Origin of the sequence: Citromicrobium bathyomarinum, from assembly GCF_021021475.1 — a bacterium.
Classification (GTDB): domain Bacteria; phylum Pseudomonadota; class Alphaproteobacteria; order Sphingomonadales; family Sphingomonadaceae; genus Alteriqipengyuania; species Alteriqipengyuania bathyomarina.
Genome location: NZ_JAINWL010000001.1, coordinates 269,082 through 286,402, shown reverse-complemented (window position 1 = coordinate 286,402; position 17,321 = coordinate 269,082). Strand labels below are relative to the sequence as shown.

At 64.9% G+C, this 17,321-nt stretch carries 20 protein-coding genes and 1 tRNA gene; 19 read left to right on the top strand and 2 right to left on the bottom strand.

The genetic code is table 11. The annotated features are described in order from the left end of the window. Positions 1 to 83 precede the first annotated feature (83 nt). The 10 genes from pyrH to rpmE all read left to right on the top strand — a co-directional run bounded on the left by pyrH (position 84) and on the right by rpmE (position 9,534). Positions 84 to 803, top strand: coding sequence for a UMP kinase (gene pyrH, locus K7H93_RS01475; RefSeq protein WP_010239297.1), 720 nt, complete (start codon positions 84 to 86; stop codon positions 801 to 803). A 29-nt stretch (positions 804 to 832) separates the two neighbouring features. Next, a complete protein-coding gene (frr, locus tag K7H93_RS01470) occupies positions 833 to 1,390 on the top strand; it encodes a ribosome recycling factor (protein ID WP_230782075.1) in 558 nt (185 codons plus the stop codon). Positions 1,391 to 1,511: 121 nt separating this feature from the next. Next, positions 1,512 to 2,192, top strand: coding sequence for a polyprenyl diphosphate synthase (uppS, locus tag K7H93_RS01465; RefSeq protein ID WP_156313775.1), 681 nt, complete (start codon positions 1,512 to 1,514; stop codon positions 2,190 to 2,192). Then, positions 2,179 to 2,904, top strand: a complete 726-nt coding sequence (locus K7H93_RS01460; protein WP_230782074.1) for a phosphatidate cytidylyltransferase — start codon at positions 2,179 to 2,181, stop codon at positions 2,902 to 2,904. The genes uppS and K7H93_RS01460 overlap by 14 nt, the downstream gene beginning before the upstream one ends. A 5-nt stretch (positions 2,905 to 2,909) precedes the next feature. Then, positions 2,910 to 4,064, top strand: coding sequence for a 1-deoxy-D-xylulose-5-phosphate reductoisomerase (gene dxr / locus K7H93_RS01455; RefSeq protein ID WP_230782073.1), 1,155 nt, complete (start codon positions 2,910 to 2,912; stop codon positions 4,062 to 4,064). Next, positions 4,061 to 5,179 (top strand): RIP metalloprotease RseP, encoded by a 1,119-nt coding sequence (gene rseP, locus K7H93_RS01450; protein ID WP_230782072.1) that lies wholly within the window; start codon positions 4,061 to 4,063, stop codon positions 5,177 to 5,179. The genes dxr and rseP overlap by 4 nt, the downstream gene beginning before the upstream one ends. Before the next feature lie 165 nt (positions 5,180 to 5,344). Next, positions 5,345 to 8,038 carry an outer membrane protein assembly factor BamA gene (bamA, locus tag K7H93_RS01445; protein WP_054525881.1) on the top strand — a complete coding sequence of 898 codons (2,694 nt, stop codon included), beginning with the start codon at positions 5,345 to 5,347 and terminating at the stop codon, positions 8,036 to 8,038. Continuing rightward, a complete protein-coding gene (locus K7H93_RS01440; protein ID WP_010239305.1) occupies positions 8,038 to 8,724 on the top strand; it encodes an OmpH family outer membrane protein in 687 nt (228 codons plus the stop codon). The genes bamA and K7H93_RS01440 overlap by 1 nt, the downstream gene beginning before the upstream one ends. Positions 8,725 to 8,770: 46 nt before the next feature. Next, entirely contained in the window at positions 8,771 to 9,208 is a 438-nt protein-coding gene (gene fabZ / locus K7H93_RS01435; protein WP_230782071.1) for a 3-hydroxyacyl-ACP dehydratase FabZ, read from the top strand. A gap of 101 nt (positions 9,209 to 9,309) precedes the next feature. After that, a complete protein-coding gene (rpmE, locus tag K7H93_RS01430) occupies positions 9,310 to 9,534 on the top strand; it encodes a 50S ribosomal protein L31 (protein WP_010239309.1) in 225 nt (74 codons plus the stop codon). A 79-nt stretch (positions 9,535 to 9,613) separates the two neighbouring features. On the opposite strand, the gene K7H93_RS01425 is transcribed toward rpmE, so the two are convergent. Both K7H93_RS01425 and K7H93_RS01420 read right to left on the bottom strand, forming a co-directional pair. After that, the gene (locus tag K7H93_RS01425; protein ID WP_054525880.1) at positions 9,614 to 9,931 is read right to left on the bottom strand and encodes a TraR/DksA family transcriptional regulator; all 318 of its coding nucleotides are present in this window, start codon (positions 9,929 to 9,931) and stop codon (positions 9,614 to 9,616) included. A gap of 114 nt (positions 9,932 to 10,045) precedes the next feature. Next, the gene (locus tag K7H93_RS01420) at positions 10,046 to 10,678 is read right to left on the bottom strand and encodes a prolyl hydroxylase family protein (protein WP_230782070.1); all 633 of its coding nucleotides are present in this window, start codon (positions 10,676 to 10,678) and stop codon (positions 10,046 to 10,048) included. A gap of 195 nt (positions 10,679 to 10,873) precedes the next feature. Between K7H93_RS01420 and K7H93_RS01415 the strand changes: the two genes are divergently transcribed. The 9 genes from K7H93_RS01415 to K7H93_RS01375 all read left to right on the top strand — a co-directional run bounded on the left by K7H93_RS01415 (position 10,874) and on the right by K7H93_RS01375 (position 17,223). Then, positions 10,874 to 10,950 (top strand) — tRNA-His (locus tag K7H93_RS01415). 90 nt (positions 10,951 to 11,040) lie between these two features. After that, complete coding sequence (locus tag K7H93_RS01410) at positions 11,041 to 12,105, top strand: Leu/Phe/Val dehydrogenase (protein ID WP_230782068.1); 1,065 nt, start codon at positions 11,041 to 11,043, stop codon at positions 12,103 to 12,105. A gap of 114 nt (positions 12,106 to 12,219) precedes the next feature. Beyond that, the gene (ccmC, locus tag K7H93_RS01405) at positions 12,220 to 12,948 is read left to right on the top strand and encodes a heme ABC transporter permease CcmC (protein ID WP_029140593.1); all 729 of its coding nucleotides are present in this window, start codon (positions 12,220 to 12,222) and stop codon (positions 12,946 to 12,948) included. Then, positions 12,948 to 13,103, top strand: coding sequence for a heme exporter protein CcmD (locus K7H93_RS01400; protein ID WP_156313776.1), 156 nt, complete (start codon positions 12,948 to 12,950; stop codon positions 13,101 to 13,103). The genes ccmC and K7H93_RS01400 overlap by 1 nt, the downstream gene beginning before the upstream one ends. Further along, the gene (gene ccmE, locus K7H93_RS01395) at positions 13,100 to 13,582 is read left to right on the top strand and encodes a cytochrome c maturation protein CcmE (protein WP_010239323.1); all 483 of its coding nucleotides are present in this window, start codon (positions 13,100 to 13,102) and stop codon (positions 13,580 to 13,582) included. The genes K7H93_RS01400 and ccmE overlap by 4 nt, the downstream gene beginning before the upstream one ends. Next, entirely contained in the window at positions 13,579 to 15,540 is a 1,962-nt protein-coding gene (locus K7H93_RS01390; protein WP_230782066.1) for a heme lyase CcmF/NrfE family subunit, read from the top strand. Before ccmE ends, K7H93_RS01390 begins: the two co-directional genes overlap by 4 nt. Next, entirely contained in the window at positions 15,537 to 16,064 is a 528-nt protein-coding gene (locus K7H93_RS01385; RefSeq protein WP_230782064.1) for a DsbE family thiol:disulfide interchange protein, read from the top strand. The genes K7H93_RS01390 and K7H93_RS01385 overlap by 4 nt, the downstream gene beginning before the upstream one ends. 26 nt (positions 16,065 to 16,090) lie before the next feature. Further along, a complete protein-coding gene (locus K7H93_RS01380) occupies positions 16,091 to 16,483 on the top strand; it encodes a cytochrome c-type biogenesis protein (protein ID WP_230783138.1) in 393 nt (130 codons plus the stop codon). Continuing rightward, positions 16,480 to 17,223, top strand: coding sequence for a tetratricopeptide repeat protein (locus K7H93_RS01375; RefSeq protein WP_010239332.1), 744 nt, complete (start codon positions 16,480 to 16,482; stop codon positions 17,221 to 17,223). The genes K7H93_RS01380 and K7H93_RS01375 overlap by 4 nt, the downstream gene beginning before the upstream one ends. Positions 17,224 to 17,321: the final 98 nt, after the last annotated feature.

Here is a 17,321-nt window from a genome sequence, read left to right as displayed (position 1 = left end):
AAAACCGCGTGCGCCGCCGTTGCCACCCGCCTGCTTGCGGGTTAGGGGCAAACGCCTGCCTGTAGAGTCGAGAACCTATCCCCATGCCGATCAAGAACGCCAAGCGCATCCTCCTGAAACTCTCGGGCGAAGTGCTGATGGGCGAACAGGAATTCGGCATCGACCCGGCCTTCGTCCTCGAGCTGGCGCAGGAAGTGAAGCAGGCGAAGGACGAAGGGTGGGAAATCTGCCTCGTCATCGGCGGTGGGAACATCTTTCGCGGCATGGCCGGCGCTGCGCAGGGAATGGACCGCGCGCAGGCCGATTACATGGGCATGCTGGCCACGGTGATGAATGCGCTGGCGATGCAGAGCGCGCTCGAACAGCTGGGCGTGCCCACGCGCGTGCAGTCCGCCGTGCAGATGGATCAGGTGTGCGAGCCGGTGATCCGTCGCCGGGCGGAACGGCACTTGGAGAAGGGCCGCATCGTGATCTTCGCCGCAGGCGTCGGCGCACCCTATTTCACCACCGACAGCGGGGCCGCTCTGCGTGCCGCCGAAATGCGCTGCGATGCGCTGTTCAAGGGCACCAGCGTGGACGGGGTCTATGATTCCGATCCCAAGAAGAACCCGCAGGCAAAGCGTTACGACAGCGTCACCTACGACAAGGTGCTGGCAGACAATCTGAGGGTGATGGACGCGAGCGCCGTGGCGCTGTGCCGCGACAACAACATCCCGATCGTCGTCTTCTCGATCCGCGAAAAGGGTAATCTTGCCCGTGTTCTCGCAGGCGAAGGCGTGCAAACGATCGTTCAGGAAGACTAGAGTTCACAAGGGTACGAGGAAGGCCGATCATGGCGAAATACGACAAGAGCGATATCGAGCGCCGGATGCAGGGCGCGGTGGAAAGCCTGAAGGGCGATCTGGCGGGCCTGCGCACGGGCCGTGCGAACACTAGCCTGCTCGATCCCGTGGTGGTCGAGGTCTACGGATCTATGATGCCGCTCAACCAGGTGGCGACAGTCTCGGCTCCCGAACCGCGCATGCTCAGCGTGCAGGTATGGGACAAGGGCAATGTCAGCGCGGTAGAGAAGGGTATCGCACACGCGAACCTTGGCCTCAATCCGATGCAGGACGGCCAGACGCTGCGCATCCCGATGCCCGACCTCACCGAAGAGCGCCGCAAGGATCTTGCCAAGGTCGCCGACAAATATGGCGAGAGCGCGAAGATCGCGATCCGCAACGTGCGCCGCGACGGGATGGAAGCGCTTAAGGAAGACGAGAAGAAGAAGGATATCTCCGAAGACGATCGCAAGCGGTCGGAGGACGAAGTCCAGAAGCTGACCGACAAGTACGTCGCCGACACGGATGCGGCCGTCGAGCACAAGAAAAAGGAAATCCTGTCGCAGTGATGGGCTGCCCAGCCACCGGTCGTGCGGTGCTGGTGGCGCTGTGCGCCGTCCGCGACTGCAAGGGGCCAGCCCGCGCTCGCCCCTTGTGCTTCGACCGGTTGATCGAGGGCAGGTTCTGACGATGCCGGAAGAAAACCAGGCCAGACATGTCGCCATCATCATGGATGGCAATGGACGCTGGGCGAAGCGCCGCGGCCTGCCGCGCGCGATGGGTCACAAGCGCGGGGTGGAGGCGGTCCGCAAGCTGGTCCGCAGCTTGGAGGGCACCGGGATCGAGTGCCTGACTCTCTACGCCTTCAGCTCCGAGAACTGGAAGCGCCCGGAGGAAGAGGTGTCCGACCTCATGAACCTCATGCGCAGCTTCATCCGCTCCGACCTTGAAGAATTCGTGGCCAACGGCGTGCGGCTCAAGATCGTCGGCGACTGGCGCGCGCTCGATCCCGATATCGTCGCGATGCTGGAGGATGCGCTGGAGCGTACCGCTGGTGGCACGCACACCGTGGCGGTCGCGCTCAATTACGGCTCGCAGCAGGAGATCGCAGGCGCGGCGCGTGCGGCGGCGAAAGAGGGTGAGATCACCCCCGAGGCGATCGAGCGTCACCTGTTTACCGCCGACCTGCCGCCGGTCGATCTGCTGATCCGCACCAGCGGCGAGGTGCGCCTGTCGAATTTTCTGCTATGGCAAATGGCTTATGCGGAAATGATTTTCGTCGATACGCTGTGGCCGGACTTTGGCCCTGAAGATTTGCGCAAGGCTTTGGACGTCTTTGCGAAGAGGGAGAGGCGCTATGGAGGCCGCTGAGAGCGAAGGCACGCACGAGCCGACGCTGGAAGAGGTGCGTGAGCATTCGCGGCGCAAGACTCTGGGCATCAGGGCCGCCTCCGCAGCGGTGATGATTGCGATCGCCGTCGCAGTCTACTGGGTGCTGGGCGACCGTGGGCTCGACATCATCGTCGGGGTGGTTGCCGCGATCTGCTTTTTCGAACTGCTGTTCCTGATCATCAAGGCGACCGACAATATCGCCTTTCGCCTTGCCGGAATTCTGGCGGGTGCGGCCTATATCGGGCTTGCTGCGGTAATCCTGATCGATTTCGACATTCAGTCGTTCTACATCTCGCTCGCGGTGGTGATCCTGGCGGACACCTTCGCCTATGTGTTCGGGACGCTGATCGGCGGCCCGCGGATCATGCCGAGGGTCAGTCCCAACAAGACCTGGGCGGGGCTTCTCGGCGGTATGTTCGGCGGCTTCCTGGCGCTGACCCCGCTAGTCTATCTCTCTTCGCGCATCATGGGCGTCCTTGACACGCAGGCCCTGCTCGTCGCTGCAATTGCGGGCCCGGCGCTGGCGATCATCGCGCTGGCCGGCGACCTGTTCGAAAGCTGGCTCAAACGTCGGGCGGGGGTCAAGGATTCCAGCCGCCTGATCCCGGGCCATGGCGGCTTTCTTGACCGTTTCGACGGCCTGATCCCGGTCGCGATCGTGGTCGGCGTGCTGACTACGATCGCGATCTGACCGCGATGCGTTCCATCTCCATCCTCGGCAGCACCGGATCGGTTGGCGATTCGACGCTCAAGCTGCTGCGCCAGCACCGCAGCGAGTGGCGGGTCGAGGCGCTGACCGCGCATTGCAGCGCTACTAAGCTGGCCGAGCTGGCCCGCGAATTCGATGCGAAGATCGCCGTGGTCAGCGACGAGGCATGCCTGCCCGAACTGCGCGAGGCACTCAGCGGGAGCGGGATCGAGGCTGCGGGTGGGCGCGCTGCGCTGATCGAGGCGGCGAAGCGCCCGGTCGATATCACCATGGCCGCAATCGTTGGCTGTGCCGGCCTCGCTCCGGTGATGGCCGCGATCGAGCAGGGCGGCACGATCGCGCTGGCCAACAAGGAAGCGCTGGTTTCCGCAGGCCCGGTGATGACCGAGGCTGTCGCCAGGCACGGCGCGACACTGCTGCCCGTCGATTCGGAGCACAACGCGATCTTCCAGTGCCTCGCGGGCAATCGCCTGTCCGAGGTGCGGATGATCACGCTGACCGCCAGCGGCGGCCCGCTGCGGCTGCTCAGCGCCGAGGAATTGCACCGGGTCACCCCGGATCAGGCGGTCGCGCACCCCAATTGGGACATGGGCGCGAAGATCAGCGTCGATTCGGCGACGATGATGAACAAGGGCCTCGAACTGATCGAGGCGCACCATCTGTTCCCCGTCGGGCTCGATAAGATCCGTATTATCGTCCATCCGCAAAGCGTGATCCACTCGATGGTCGAATATCTCGACCACTCGACGCTCGCCCAGCTCGGCCCGTCGGACATGATGGTGCCGATCGCTTCGTGTCTCGCCTGGCCCGAGCGGATGGAAAGCCCATGCGAACCGCTCGACCTGGCGAAGATCGGCGAGCTGAGCTTCTTTGCCCCCGACGAAAAGCGCTTTCCGGCAACGCGCCTTGCGCGCGAGGCGTGTGAAGAGGGCGGGGCGGCCCCGGCGGTTCTCAATGCCGCCAACGAGATAGCCGTTGCGTCCTTCCTTGCCGGTCACATTCCGTTCACCCGGATTGCCGCACTGGTGGAAGACGTTCTGGAACAGTCGAACCGGCCGCCAAGGCCCGCCACGCTCGATGATGTGCTGGCGATCGACGAAGCTGCCCGCAGGCAGGCCCAGGCGATTCTGGAGAACGCATGATCGAACAGCCTCCCTTCTGGATGTGGATAGTCGGCTTCCTGCTGGTGCTGGGGCCGCTGGTGACCCTGCACGAGCTGGGCCACCTGCTGATCGGCCGCTGGCTGGGCGTAAAGGCAGAGGCTTTCTCGGTCGGTTTCGGCAAGGAACTGGCCGGTTTCAACGACAAGCATGGCACACGCTGGCGCATCTCCGCGCTGCCGCTAGGCGGCTACGTCCAGTTCAAGGGCGACATGAATCCGGCGAGCATGCCCGATCGCGATGCTCCGGTCGAAGACGGCGCGTTCCAGCACGCATCGCTGTGGCGGCGCGCGCTTATCGTGTTCGCAGGGCCCGCGACCAACATCCTGATCGCAGTGGGTATTTTCGCCGCCTTCTTTATGTTCATCGGGCGCCCGGTTCCGGTCGATCCCAACGCCCAGCTGACCATTGCGAGCTTTACCGAGGATTCGGCGGCGCGCGAGGCGGGGCTGCAGGTCGGTGACCGGCTGGTGTCGGTCAATGGCGCAAAACTCGAGTCGTTCAGCGAATTGCAGAATACGATCATGCTGCGTCCCGAAGAGACGATGACCTTCGAGATCGAACGTGACGGGGCGCTGAGCACGGTCGATGTGACCACCCGCAGCACCGAGGTCGAAGACCGTTTCGGCAACGAAATGCGGATCGGGATGATCGGTGTGGCCCCGCAGGAGGTCCAGTACGATTATCGCGCGCTCGGCCCGATAGAGGCGATCGGGGCAGGCGTCGACCAGTCGATCAAGACGGTCGACATGATGATTACCGGTATCGGCCAGATCTTCACCGGAAAGCGCTCGGTCCAGGAGCTGGGCGGGCCGATCTCGATCGCGAAGTTCTCGGGCGAGCATCTCAGCCTCGGGCCGCTCGCGTTCATCAGCTTTGTTGCGCTGATCTCGCTTAATTTGGCATTCATTAACCTGCTGCCAATCCCGGCGCTCGACGGCGGTCACCTGGCTTTTTACGCGGCGGAAGCGATCCGCCGTAAACCGGTCGGCCCCCGGACGACGGAAATGGCGTATCGCACCGGTGTGGCCCTAGTGCTGGCATTGATGCTATTCGTGACTGTTAACGACCTGGTGAAGCTGTTGCCCTTCGGGTGATGGCGATCCGGGAAGCATGAGAGAGGCGGACCCAGCAGCGATTTCGACCTGCTTGAAAGGGGCGCGCGTATCGGGCACAGGGCGCCGGATCGTTTGGTCCGGTTGTCGATACGACAAAGCAAGGTCCGATCCGGGGTCAGAAATTTTGACGGGACAACTTCGCCAATGACGGCCATTCAGACGGGCGCATCGCGCCGCAGCTGCAATATTCGCAATTATGCGTTCGCGCTTCTTGCCGGCACCACGCTGGCCGGGCTTCCCCAGGCGGCTTGGGCCCAAGCGGAGGATGACGCGCAGCAGACCGATCAGACTGCCGAGCAGGCCGATCCGGCTGCGGACACGACCGGCCCGGTCGCGGCGCTTCAGCAGGGCGACGTGATCCGGTCGATCTCCGTTCAGGGGGTCCAGCGGCTCGAGCCGAACACCATCCTCAGCTACGTACGGCTGCGCCCGGGCGATACCTACACCACCGCAGCGGCCGACCAGGCGCTGAAGGATCTCGCCGCGACCGAGCTGTTCGAGAGTTTCTCGATTCGCAACGATAACGGCGATGTCGTGATCGAGGTCGAGGAAAACCCCGTCATCAACCGCATCATCCTCGAAGGGAACGAGCGGCTGAAGGACGACAAGATCGTGCCGGAGATCAAGCTCGCCCCGCGGCAGATCTTCACCCGCTCGAAAGTCCGTGCGGACGTTGCCCGGATCATCGAGCTGTACAAGCGGCAGGGCCGGTTCGCCGCGACGGTCGAGCCCAAGACCGTGCAGCTGAGCCAGAACCGTGTCGACCTTGTGTTCGAGATCACCGAAGGGCCCAAGTCCAAGGTCCGTCAGATCAACATCATCGGGAACGAGGAGTTTTCCGATGGTGATCTGAAGGGCGAAATGGTCACCAAGGAAACCGGCCTGTTCAGCTTCCTGAGCGGAAACACCGGTTACGATCCGGACCGTCTGGCATTCGACCAGCAGAAGCTGCGCGAATTCTACCTCAAGCAGGGCTACGTCGATTTCCGCGTCGTCTCGGCTGTTGCCGAGCTGACGCCGGACAAGCGCGACTTCATCATCACCTACGTGGTCGAGGAAGGCGAGCGCTACAAGTTCGGCGATGTCGAGGTGACCAGCGAGATTCGCGATTTCAATGGCGAGACGCTGACCCAGGGCCTCGGGATCACCAGCGGCGACTGGTACGATGCGCAGCGCATCGAAGATACGGTCGAGCAGCTGAGTGAGCTGGCAGGCCGCTTCGGTTACGCCTTTGCCGACGTACGACCGCAGTTCCGCCGCAATCCCGATGACCTGACCATGGATGTCACGCTGGTCATCAACGAGGCACCGCGCGTTTACATCGAGCGGGTCGACATCAACGGTAACACGCTGACGCAGGACAAGGTGATCCGCCGCGAATTCCGGTCCGCCGAAGGCGATCCGTTCAACTCGCTACAGGTGGAACGAACTACCGCTCGCATCAACTCGCTCGGCTTCTTCCAGGAAGGCTTCGAGGTCGAGCAGAAGGAAACCGGTGAAGACGACCGGATCATCCTCGAAGCCAATGTCGTCGAGCAGCCGACCGGCGAATTGCAGCTGTCTGCTGGCTTCTCCTCGCTTGAGAGCTTCCTTTTCTCTGGCTCGATCCGGCAGCGCAACTTCCGCGGTCGCGGTCAGACCGTCGGGGCGTCGGCGCAGTTCTCGCGCTATTCGCGCTCGTTCAATCTGAGCTTCTCCGAGCCTTACGTGTTCGATCGGAACATCTCGGCCGGCGTCGATCTCTACCGTCGCGACGTCAGCAGCTTTAACTTCCTTGGCAATGATCGCGAGCCGAGCTTCAAGCAGGCGACCACCGGTGGCTCGCTGCGGCTGGGCGTGCCGTTGACCGAATATTCGACCATCGTCGGCAGCTATACGCTCAACTACGATCAGGTCAGCGTCGACGAGCGGCTCTATTTCCGCGATCTCGACGGGGATGGCACGACCGAGTGCGACCCGCTGCAGGCGAGCCGCTTCCTGTGCGATGTGATCGGAGACCGGGTCAGTTCGATCCTCGGCCTGAACTACGTCTACAGCTCGCTCAACAGCTATTATCGCCCGAGCCGGGGCGAGCGGATTACGCTTGGTGCCAGCTATGCGGGCCTTGGCGGCGACGTGAAATATGCCAAGTTCACCGCCAATGCGTCCAAATACTGGTCCGTGTTCGGTGGCTTTATCTTCTCGCTGTCGGCCGAAGGTGGCTACATCAAGGGGCTTGAGGATCGCGGGCCCGGCGTGGACGATGTCCGCCTGACCGACCGCTTCTTCCTCGGTGAGCCGCAGTTCCGGGGCTTCGATATCCGGGGTGTCGGTCCGCGCATTCTGCGCCAGCCTTATGTGGACGGAGAAAACGGGCCGGAACTGATCACCGATCGCGACCGCGTCAGGGACGATGCGCTGGGTGGCAGCGCCTATTATCTGGGACGTGCGGAGCTCGAAATCCCGCTCGGCTCGGGTGCGCGTGAACTTGGCCTGCGCCCGTCGATCTTTGTCGATGTCGGTGCTCTGTTCAATGTGACGACGCCGACGCTGATCGATTACCCCAACGGGCTTCAAGGCACCGATGCCGACGGCAATCTGCAATATGTCGAGGGTGGCCTGATCGTGACCGACCCGCTGGATGACGAGGGCAATGCCAACACCCCTTACATCCTGCCCAACTCGCGTGTTCGCGAAGTCTTCCTTGGCGACAGCGCGAGCCCGCGCGTGTCGATCGGCGCAGGCGTGGACTGGAACTCGCCTTTCGGCCCGTTCCGCATCGATTTCGCCTATGCCCTGCGCAAGGAGCCGGGCGACGACACCAAGACACTCTCATTCAACGTAGGGACGCAATTCTGATGAAACTCGCCAAAGCAATGCTCGCCGGTGCGACCATCCTGGGCGCCACGCTGGCCGCCGTGCCCGCCGCCGCTCAGGTCAACGGCATCGCAATCAGCAACCCCGAAGCGGTGATCCTGCAGAGCGCCGCGCGTCAGGCCGCCTATCAGCAGATCAGCCAGCAGTATCAGGCGCAGCTCCAGCAGCTCAGCACGGTCCGTCAGGAAGCCTCGCAGCTCGAGCGCAGCCTCGACACCAATTCGGACAACCAGGTGAGCGACGCGGAAATCCAGGCTAACCCGACCGTGGTGGCCCAGATCCAGCAGAAAGAGCAGCAGATCGCGCAGATCTATCAGCCGATTCAGCTGGCGCAGGCCTATGCGATCGAGCAATTGGTGGCCGACTACGAAAACGCACAGAATCAGGTCATCCAGCAGAAGAAGATTCAGATGCTGCTGAGCCCGGATGTGGTTCAGTATGCGCCGGAAAACGCCAATGTCACGCAGGACATCCTGACCGTGCTCGACCAGCGTATGCCCAGCGTGCAGACCGCGCCGCCGGCAAACTGGCAGCCGAGCCGTCAGGCAGTCGCGCTGCAGCAGCGCATTCAGCAGATCCTGCTGGGCCTCGCGCAGCAGCAGGCGATGCAGGCCGCGCAGCAGCAGGGCCAGCAGCAGCAGGCCCCCGCGCAGCCGTCCGGGCGCTGATACCGTCGCCGACATGGATAATAGCGAAACAGCCGACACGCGGAAAATGGATGTGCGGCAGGTCCTCAAGGCCCTGCCGCACCGTTACCCCATGCTGCTGGTCGACCGGGTCGAAAGCCTGACCAAGGGCGAGGAAATCCACGCGGTGAAGGCAGTGACCTTCAACGAGGATTTCTTCCAGGGCCACTTCCCCGGCGCGCCGATCATGCCTGGCGTGTTGCAGATCGAAGCGCTGGCGCAGGCCGCCGCGATCCTCGGTATCGAGACGCTGGAACTCGCCGGCAGTGGCAAGCTGGTCTATTTCATGGGCATCGACGGAGCCAAGTTCCGCGCGCCGGTGACGCCGGGTTGCCTGCTCGATCTCAAGGTCTCGTTCCTGCAGAAGCGCAGCCGGGTCTACAAGTTCGCCGGCAAGGCGAGCGTTGACGGCAAGATGACCTGCGAGTGCGAGTTCACCGCGATGATCGCCGATCCGCCCGAGTAAGCGATCAGGCTTGCCAATCGGGCGCGTTGCGACTATCCGCGCGCCTTTCCCACCCAACAGCTGGACCGGTCGGAACCGTTCCGAGGCTATGGAGACATGACATGAAGGCCGAAGGTCACCCCGATTATCACACCATTACGGTCAAGATGACCGATGGTACCGAATTCCAGACCCGCTCCACCTGGGGCAAGGAAGGCGACACGCTGACGCTGGAAATCGACCCGACCAGCCACCCGGCATGGACCGGCGGCAAGCAGCAGCTTCAGGAAGGTGGCCGCGTGGCCGCGTTCAACAAGCGCTTCGGTGGGCTCAGCCTCAAGAAGTAACGCGATTTTACGCGCTTTGCGGCCTCGTGCCGCGAGGGAAGGGCGGTCCGACGGGGCCGCCCTTTTTTATTGGCCCAATCTAGCTGGCGCAGTCGACGCAGCGTGTCGCTATGGGCCGCGCTTCCAGTCGCTTGCGAGCGATCGGTTTCCCGCATTGGCTGCACCTGCCGTAGGTGCCTTTCTCGATCCGCAGGAGCGCCATGCGGATCTGTGCGATTTCCTGGCGCAGGACGCCATCGACGCCCTCGAGCGCCTCGTCGTCGGCCAGATCGATCGCCTGCTCGCTCGAATCGGCTTCGAGGGGGTGGCGCAGATCGTCTTCGATCACGTCAGCCCGCTCGAGCAAGTCCGCGAGCCGCTGCTCGAGCTGTTCGCGCAGATCGCCATAGTCGGTCATTGCCACTCTCCTGTAACCGTTGTTTCGACGGTCTAGCAGGAAGCGGCGGGCCGAAGATTGATCTCAGTCAACTTGCACACGGTCGAGCGCCGTTTCCTCACTCCGGATTTCGCCTCACCAGCCCCACGGCTTCTCGCGATACCACTTGGTGATCACGTATTTGGTCCCTTTGCGCACCTTCATCCCGTGATGCATCGTGTTGGGGTTGGTCGACTGGTCGGGGCGGCGGTTGTTCCAGCACAGCAGCTTGCCCGTTTCGGGCTGGAAGCTCTTCTTGAGCACCTTGAACCGCGTCGCGCCTCCCGCCTCGGGCTCGTTGAGATAGATCATGAAGGTCCAGGTGCGCTGGCCTGCGACGGAGCAATACTTCTCCCAGTCCTGCCCGTCGGGATTGAAATAGTCGCAATGCGCCTTGAACTCCTGCCCGACCGCATAGCGCTGTCCCTGCAAGGGCTCGCCATGCGTGGGGTCGATGCCTGAGAGTTCCGCCAGCATCGCCTCGAGTCGCTGCGTGCGCGGGTCGTCCATCGGCAGATCGCAGGTCTCGCTGGTGCGGAAATACATGTCGCCGTCGTGATCGGCGAGGGTGGAGGGGCGCCGGTCCGCATCGATCATCGCGATCAGCTCCCCGCAGAAATCCGGATCGAGGAAGCGCCGCATCTGCAACAGCTCGATCTTGGGGAAGGGCAGGCGCTGCATGCCCCGCGCCGCGAGTTCGTCTGAATCGGATTCGCCCGGATCGCGCATGCGCGCCTCATGCGAAGCGGTGGACTATTTTGCAAGCCGCGCAACAATGATGCGTGAAGACAATGATTTTGCGTTTTTCACTTCCCAAATCGCGCTCGGCGTGCAAGCGAGCCTCCACACGCAAGTTCCGCTCTTGACGCGGCGATTCGTGTACGTAACTGCCCTGCGCCTGGCGTGGCCGCGTCGGGGCATATGGCGATCGTAGCTCAGTTGGTTAGAGCGCCGGTTTGTGGTACCGGAGGTCGGGGGTTCGAGACCCCTCGATCGCCCCATTTTCCCCTGCGGGTCTAGGGTTCGAGAGAACCGGCGCTGCCGGGTTCGTGCGAGCCCGGGTCACTCTTGCAGGGATGATGCACAAGCCGATGAGCGCTTTCTGGACCGACCCCGATTTCGACGACCACGAGGTCGTCCACTTCGTTCATGACGAAAAGCGGGGGCTGACCGCGATCATCGCTCTCCACTCCACCCATCTCGGCCCGGCAGCGGGCGGCACGCGGTTCTGGCATTATGCCGAGCCTGCCGCCGCGATGCGCGATGCGCTGCGCCTCAGCCGCGGGATGAGCTACAAGAACGCCATGGCCGGCCTGCCGATGGGCGGGGGCAAGGCGGTGATCCTCGCCAATCCGGAACGCAGGAAGACGCCCGAGATGCTCGCCGCGTTCGGCGATGCGGTCGACGCTCTGGGCGGCAAATACGTCACCGCCGAAGATGTCGGCATCACCGTGGAAGACATGGTCGCGGTCAACCAGCGGACCGATTACGTCTCCGGCCTCCCGGTCGCGGAAGGCGAGGCGGGCGGTAACCCCGGCCCGTTCACCGCGCTCGGCATCTATCTGGGCATCAAGGCCGCCGTGCAGCACAAGCTGGGGCGCGACAGCGTCGAGGGTGTGCATGTTGCGATGCAGGGCGTCGGCAGCGTCGGCGGCGGCGTCGCTCGCCTGCTCGCCAAGGATGGCGCGAAGCTGACGCTGGCCGACATCGATACCGACGGCGCGCAGGCGCTGGGGCAGGAACTGGGTGCCGACGTGGTCGCTCCCGATGCGATCATGTCGCTGGGCTGCGATGTGTTCAGCCCCAATGCGCTGGGTGCGATCCTCAATGACGAGGGGATTGCCCGGCTCGACTGCGCGATCGTTGCAGGCGGCGCGAACAACCAGCTCGCCGGGCCCGGAAACGGTGCCGCACTGGCCGAGCGCGGGATTCTCTACGCACCCGACTACGTGATCAACGCGGGCGGTATCATCAGCGTCACGATGGAGTATCTGTGCCGCCGCGACAGCGCGCCGTGCGACATCAACGAGGTGCGCAAGCGCATCGCGCAGATCCCCGAGCGGCTGACGAAAATCTGGCAGGACAGCGAGGCGAGCGGCTCCTCACCCGACCAGGTCGCCGATGCGATGGCGCAGAAGCTGATCGGCCGCGGCTGATCCGATCCGGCTGCCCCGATTGGCCGGGGGATGATCCCGCGGCCTGCGGGCAAAAAACGCGACGAATCCTTGCGCACACCCCGCGCGGGCGGCATAGGGGCAGGCGATAAAATCATGCATGGTTTCGCTAATCCCCGCCGGTTTCTCGGTCTCGCGAAAAGGCTGACACCGATCCTCCTCGTTGTGGGCCTGCTGGCCTCGACGGGCGCGATCGTGTGGGGGCTCGTCATGGTGCCGCCCGACCGCCTGATGGGCGAAACCGTGCGGATTATCTTCATCCATGTGCCGACCGCGTGGCTTGGCATGGCTGGCTGGATGACGATCGCGGGGTCGAGCCTTGCGCTGCTCGTCTGGCGCCACCCGCTCGCGGCTCTGGCCGCGCGCGCGGCCGCCATTCCAGGTGCGGTATTCACCGCGATCTGCCTCGCCACCGGGTCGATCTGGGGGCGGCCGACCTGGGGCACCTGGTGGGTGTGGGACGGGCGGCTGACCAGCATGCTGATCCTGCTGTTCCTCTACCTCGCCTACATTGCGCTTAGCCAGGCGGTCGACCGCGAGGGTGCCTCGTCGCGCCTGCCCGCGATCTTCGGGCTGGTCGGGGCGGTCAATATCCCGATCATCAACCGCTCGGTCGTGTGGTGGAACTCGCTTCACCAGCCGCCCAGCATCACCACCGGCGGCAGCAGCATCGACGGGGTGTTTCTGTGGCCGATGCTGATCGCGATGCTGGGCTTTACCTGCCTGTTCGCCGCGACCGTGCTGATGAACATGCGCGCGCTGCTGGCGCAGGCGCAGGCGGAGGCGCGATTGCGCCGCCGCGCGATGGAAGCGGAGCCTGCCTGATGGTTCGTGAAGCCCTCTCCCAATGGGACTATGTGATCGCCGCCTATGCGATCGCGATCCCGGCGATTGCCGCGCTGCTGATCTTCAGCTGGCTGCGGATGCGCCGGGCAGAGCGTGCGCGCGACGAAGCGCGGCAGAAGGGTCGCAAGGGATGAATACGCAAAAGACCGGCCTCGCTCCCAAGCATCAGCGGCTGATTCTGGTGGTCGTCGCGCTGCTCGTGCTGGTCGCGGCAGGAATGCTCGCCGCGTGGGGCCTGCGCAGCCAGGCCGACTATTTCTATCTGCCCGAGGATATCGCCAAGAACCCGCCAGAGCCGGGCCGCGCGATCCGCCTTGGCGGGATGGTGCAGCAGGGCTCGATCCGCACGCTGTCGGACGGCGTGACCATCGCCTTCCGGGTGACCGGGCGCGAAGGCAATGCGATCCCCGTGACCTATCGCGGGATCGTGCCGGACCTGTTCGTGGAAGGATCGGGCGTGATCGCCAACGGCCGGCTGGCTACCAACGGCACTTTCGAGGCCGAGACCCTGCTCGCCAAGCATGATGAGAATTACACCCCGCGCGAACTCGAAGGGCTGAGCGATCAGGCCATGCACGAAGTGCTCGAAGAAAGCGCAGCAGGCACGCCGTGATTGCAGAGATCGGTCTTGCTGCCCTGTGGCTCGCCGCAGGGCTCTGCGCATTGCAATTCATCGCCGGGGTTCTCGGGGTGCGTGAGGCGGGCGCGGACGGCGCGGTTCATCCGGTCAGCGCGCTCGCGCGGCCTGCGGCGGTGGTGCAGGGCCTGCTGTTGCTGGTTGCCTTCGCCTGCCTGCTGCGCGTGTTCGCGGTGACCGACCTGTCCGTGTCGCTGGTCGCGGACAACAGCCATGTCGACAAGCCGTTCATCTATCGCCTGGCCGCCGCCTGGGGGAACCACGAAGGCTCGATGCTGCTGTGGGTGACCATCCTGGGCCTGTCGGGCGGGCTGGTTGCGCTGTTCGAGCGGCGGATGGACGATCGCTTCATGAAGGCGGTGCTGGCTGCGCAGGCGTTCATCGCGCTCGGCTTCCTTGCCTTCCTGCTGTTCAGCTCCAACCCCTTCGCGCGGCTGAACCCGCCCGCCGATTTCGGCGCCGGGCTCAACCCGCTGCTGCAGGACATCGGGCTCGCGTTCCACCCGCCCACGCTCTACCTCGGCTATGTCGGCCTGTCGGTGGCGTTCAGCTTCGTCGTCGCCGGGCTGGTGACGCGCCAGGCGGGCCCCGAACTGGCGCGCGTCATGCGCCCGTGGGTGCTTGCGGCGTGGGTCGCGCTTACGCTCGGCATCGCGGCGGGCAGCTACTGGGCCTATTACGAGCTGGGCTGGGGCGGTTGGTGGTTCTGGGACCCGGTCGAAAACGCATCGCTGATGCCGTGGCTCGCCGCGACCGCATTGCTCCATTCGGTCAGCGTGCTGGCGGCACGCGACGCGCTGCGCACCTGGACGATCATGCTGGGCGTGGTCGCCTTTTCGATGAGCATGGTCGGCACCTTCCTGGTCCGCTCCGGCATCCTCACCAGCGTGCACGCCTTCGCCGTCGATCCGGAGCGCGGGGCCTTCATCCTCGGCCTGCTGGCGATCTATGTTGGCGGTGGCTTCGGGCTGTTCGCGCTGCGCGCCGGTGCGCTGGCCGAGGGCAAGCGCTTCGCCTTGGTCAGCCGCGAGGGCGCGCTGGTGTTCAACAATGTGATGCTGAGCGGCATTCTGGCAGTGGTGCTGCTGGGCACGCTGTACCCGCTGGCGGCCGAGGCGCTGGGCACGCGCGTGTCGATCGGCCCGCCCTATTACAACCCGGTCAGCGCGATCTTCGCCGTGCCGATGCTGCTGGTCCTGCTGGTCGGGCCGCTGCTGCGCTGGAAGCGCGACAGCCTGTCGCGCATTGCGGTGCCGCTGGCGATCGTCGGCGCGCTGCTGGCCGCCTCTGTCACCGTGCTGGTGCTGTTCACCGATGCCGGCGTGCTGCCGGTCCTCGGCCTTGCCATCGCGGTTGCGCTGGCGCTGGCCAGCTGGCTGCCGCTGCGCGGGCGCAAGCTCAAACGCGTTCCGCTGGCGCTGTGGGGATCGATGCTGGCGCACTTCGGCGTCGCGGTGAGCCTTGCCGGCATGGCAAGTGAAACCGCCTTCTCGATCGAGCGACTGGTTGCGGTCGAGGCTGGGGAGAGCGTTGCGGTCGGGCCTTACCAGGTCACGCTGCAGGAAGTGGACCCCGTGGCGGGCCCGAACTGGACCGCGCTGGAAGGGCGGCTGGCGATCACCGGGGGCGGCGTCGACACCGTGCTCCGCCCGCAGGCCCGCTATTTCACCGATCCCCCGCAAAGTACGAGCGAAAGCGCGCTGCTGACCCGGTGGGATGGGCAGTTCTACGCCATCCTCGGCGATGCGGCGGGTGAGGGGCGCTGGCAGCTGCGGCTGTGGTGGAAGCCTTTCGTCACGCTGATCTGGTACGGCGCGCTGCTGATCGCGCTGGGCGGATTGCTGTCGATCTTCGGCCACCTGCGCGCCAGTGCACGTTCGCGCCGTATCCGCGAGGAAGTGGCCCGTCGCCGGGCGGAAAAGGCATTGCTGTGAAAAAGCTCTGGCTCATCATTCCGCTGATGCTGTTCGCCCTGTTCCTGGGCGTTGCGGCCTATCAGCTGACCCAGCCGCGCGACACGCTGGTCCGCAGCACGATGATCGGCAAGCCGCTGCCCGCGTTCGATCTGCCCGGCGCGACCGACGACGCACCGCGCGTCGCCTCGGGCCTGTTCGCCGACGGCCAGCCGCGCCTGCTCAACGTGTGGGCGACCTGGTGCGTGCCCTGCATCGCGGAGGCTCCGCAGTTGGAGCAACTGGCGAAACGCGGCGTGCCGATCATCGGCATCGCGATCCGCGACGAGCCTGAGGCAATCGCGCAGTTCCTTGAACAATATGGCGATCCCTACGCCGCGATCGCGCGCGACGATATTGCCGAGGTGCAGCTGGCGCTCGGTTCCAGCGGGGTGCCTGAAACCTTCGTGATCGATGGCAAGGGCATCATCCGCCACCAGCATATCGGCGATATTCGCGAGAGCGACGTCGACGACATTTACGCCAAGTGGGAGGCCGCAAAGTGACGCCATTTGCGCTTCTGGCCGCAGCGATGCTCTCGCTCAGCGCACCCATCGCCGGGCCGCCGGCCGGGCAGATGACCTCCGCCGCGCCGCTGGCGAACACCCAGCTTGCCGATCCGCAGCAGGAGGCGAGCGCACAGGCGCTGATGGAAGAGCTGCGCTGCCTCACCTGCCAGTCGCAGTCTATCGCCGATAGCAATGCGCCGATGGCGGGGGACATGCGCCATCAGGTGCGTAGCCGGATTGCGGCGGGCGAAAGCCCCGAACAGGTCCGCGCCTGGCTGGTCGAACGCTATGGCGACTACGTGAGCTACCGCCCTGGGCTCGATTCGGCGACCTGGCCGCTCTTCGCGCTGCCGGTGCTGTTCCTGCTGGTGGCGGGCGCGATCCTGTTCCGGCGGCTGGGGAGGCGCGGCGAATGATCGGCACCTGGATCGCAATCGGTGTGCTTGCACTCGCCGCGTTCGGCGTCGCCTGGCTGGTGGCGGGCGAGGGACGCCGCGTGTGGACGCTGATCGCCTCCGCACTGGTCTTCGCGCTGGCGGGCTATGCGTGGCAGGGCTCACCCGACCTGCCCGCAAGCCCGCGCTCCGCGAAGGTCGAGGTCTCACCGACATCGGAGTCGCTGATCGATCTGCGGCGCAGCTTCTACAATATCGAAGGCATCATGCCCGCGCGCTTCGTGGTGACTGCGGATGCGTTCTCGCGCCGGGGCAAGCATCGCGACGCCGCTGGACTGCTGCGCAACGGGGTGCACGAAAACAGTGAGGACGGGGAGGCGTGGCTGGCGCTGGCGCTCGCTCTTGCCGAACAGACCAAGGGGCGGGTCACGCCGCCGGTGGAATACGCGTTCGAGCGTGCCCGCGCAGCTTCGCCGGGCAATCCCGCGCCGTCCTATTTCCGTGGCATCGTCTCGATGCGCGGCGGTGCACTGGGCGAGGCGCGCGAGTTCTGGGCGCAGGCGGTCGAGGATGCACCCGAAGGTGCGCGCGGCCGCGATTACGTCGCTGCGCAGCTGGAGCGGCTGGACGGCGTGATCCGCGTGCTCGGAGAACGTGCGATGGAGGAGCGCCCCGCGATGCAGGGTGCGCCCGGAATGCAGCCACCCGGGTCGCAGCCGCAGATGGGCCCCGCTCAGCCGGGGCAAGAGCCGACACGCTGATCGCAACCGCGCGCGATGTTGCACTTGCACACGGGCACTGCTAACCGCGCCCGTCGCACCCGACAAACGCACTGGTTCGTCGACGCCGGGTCCGCAAC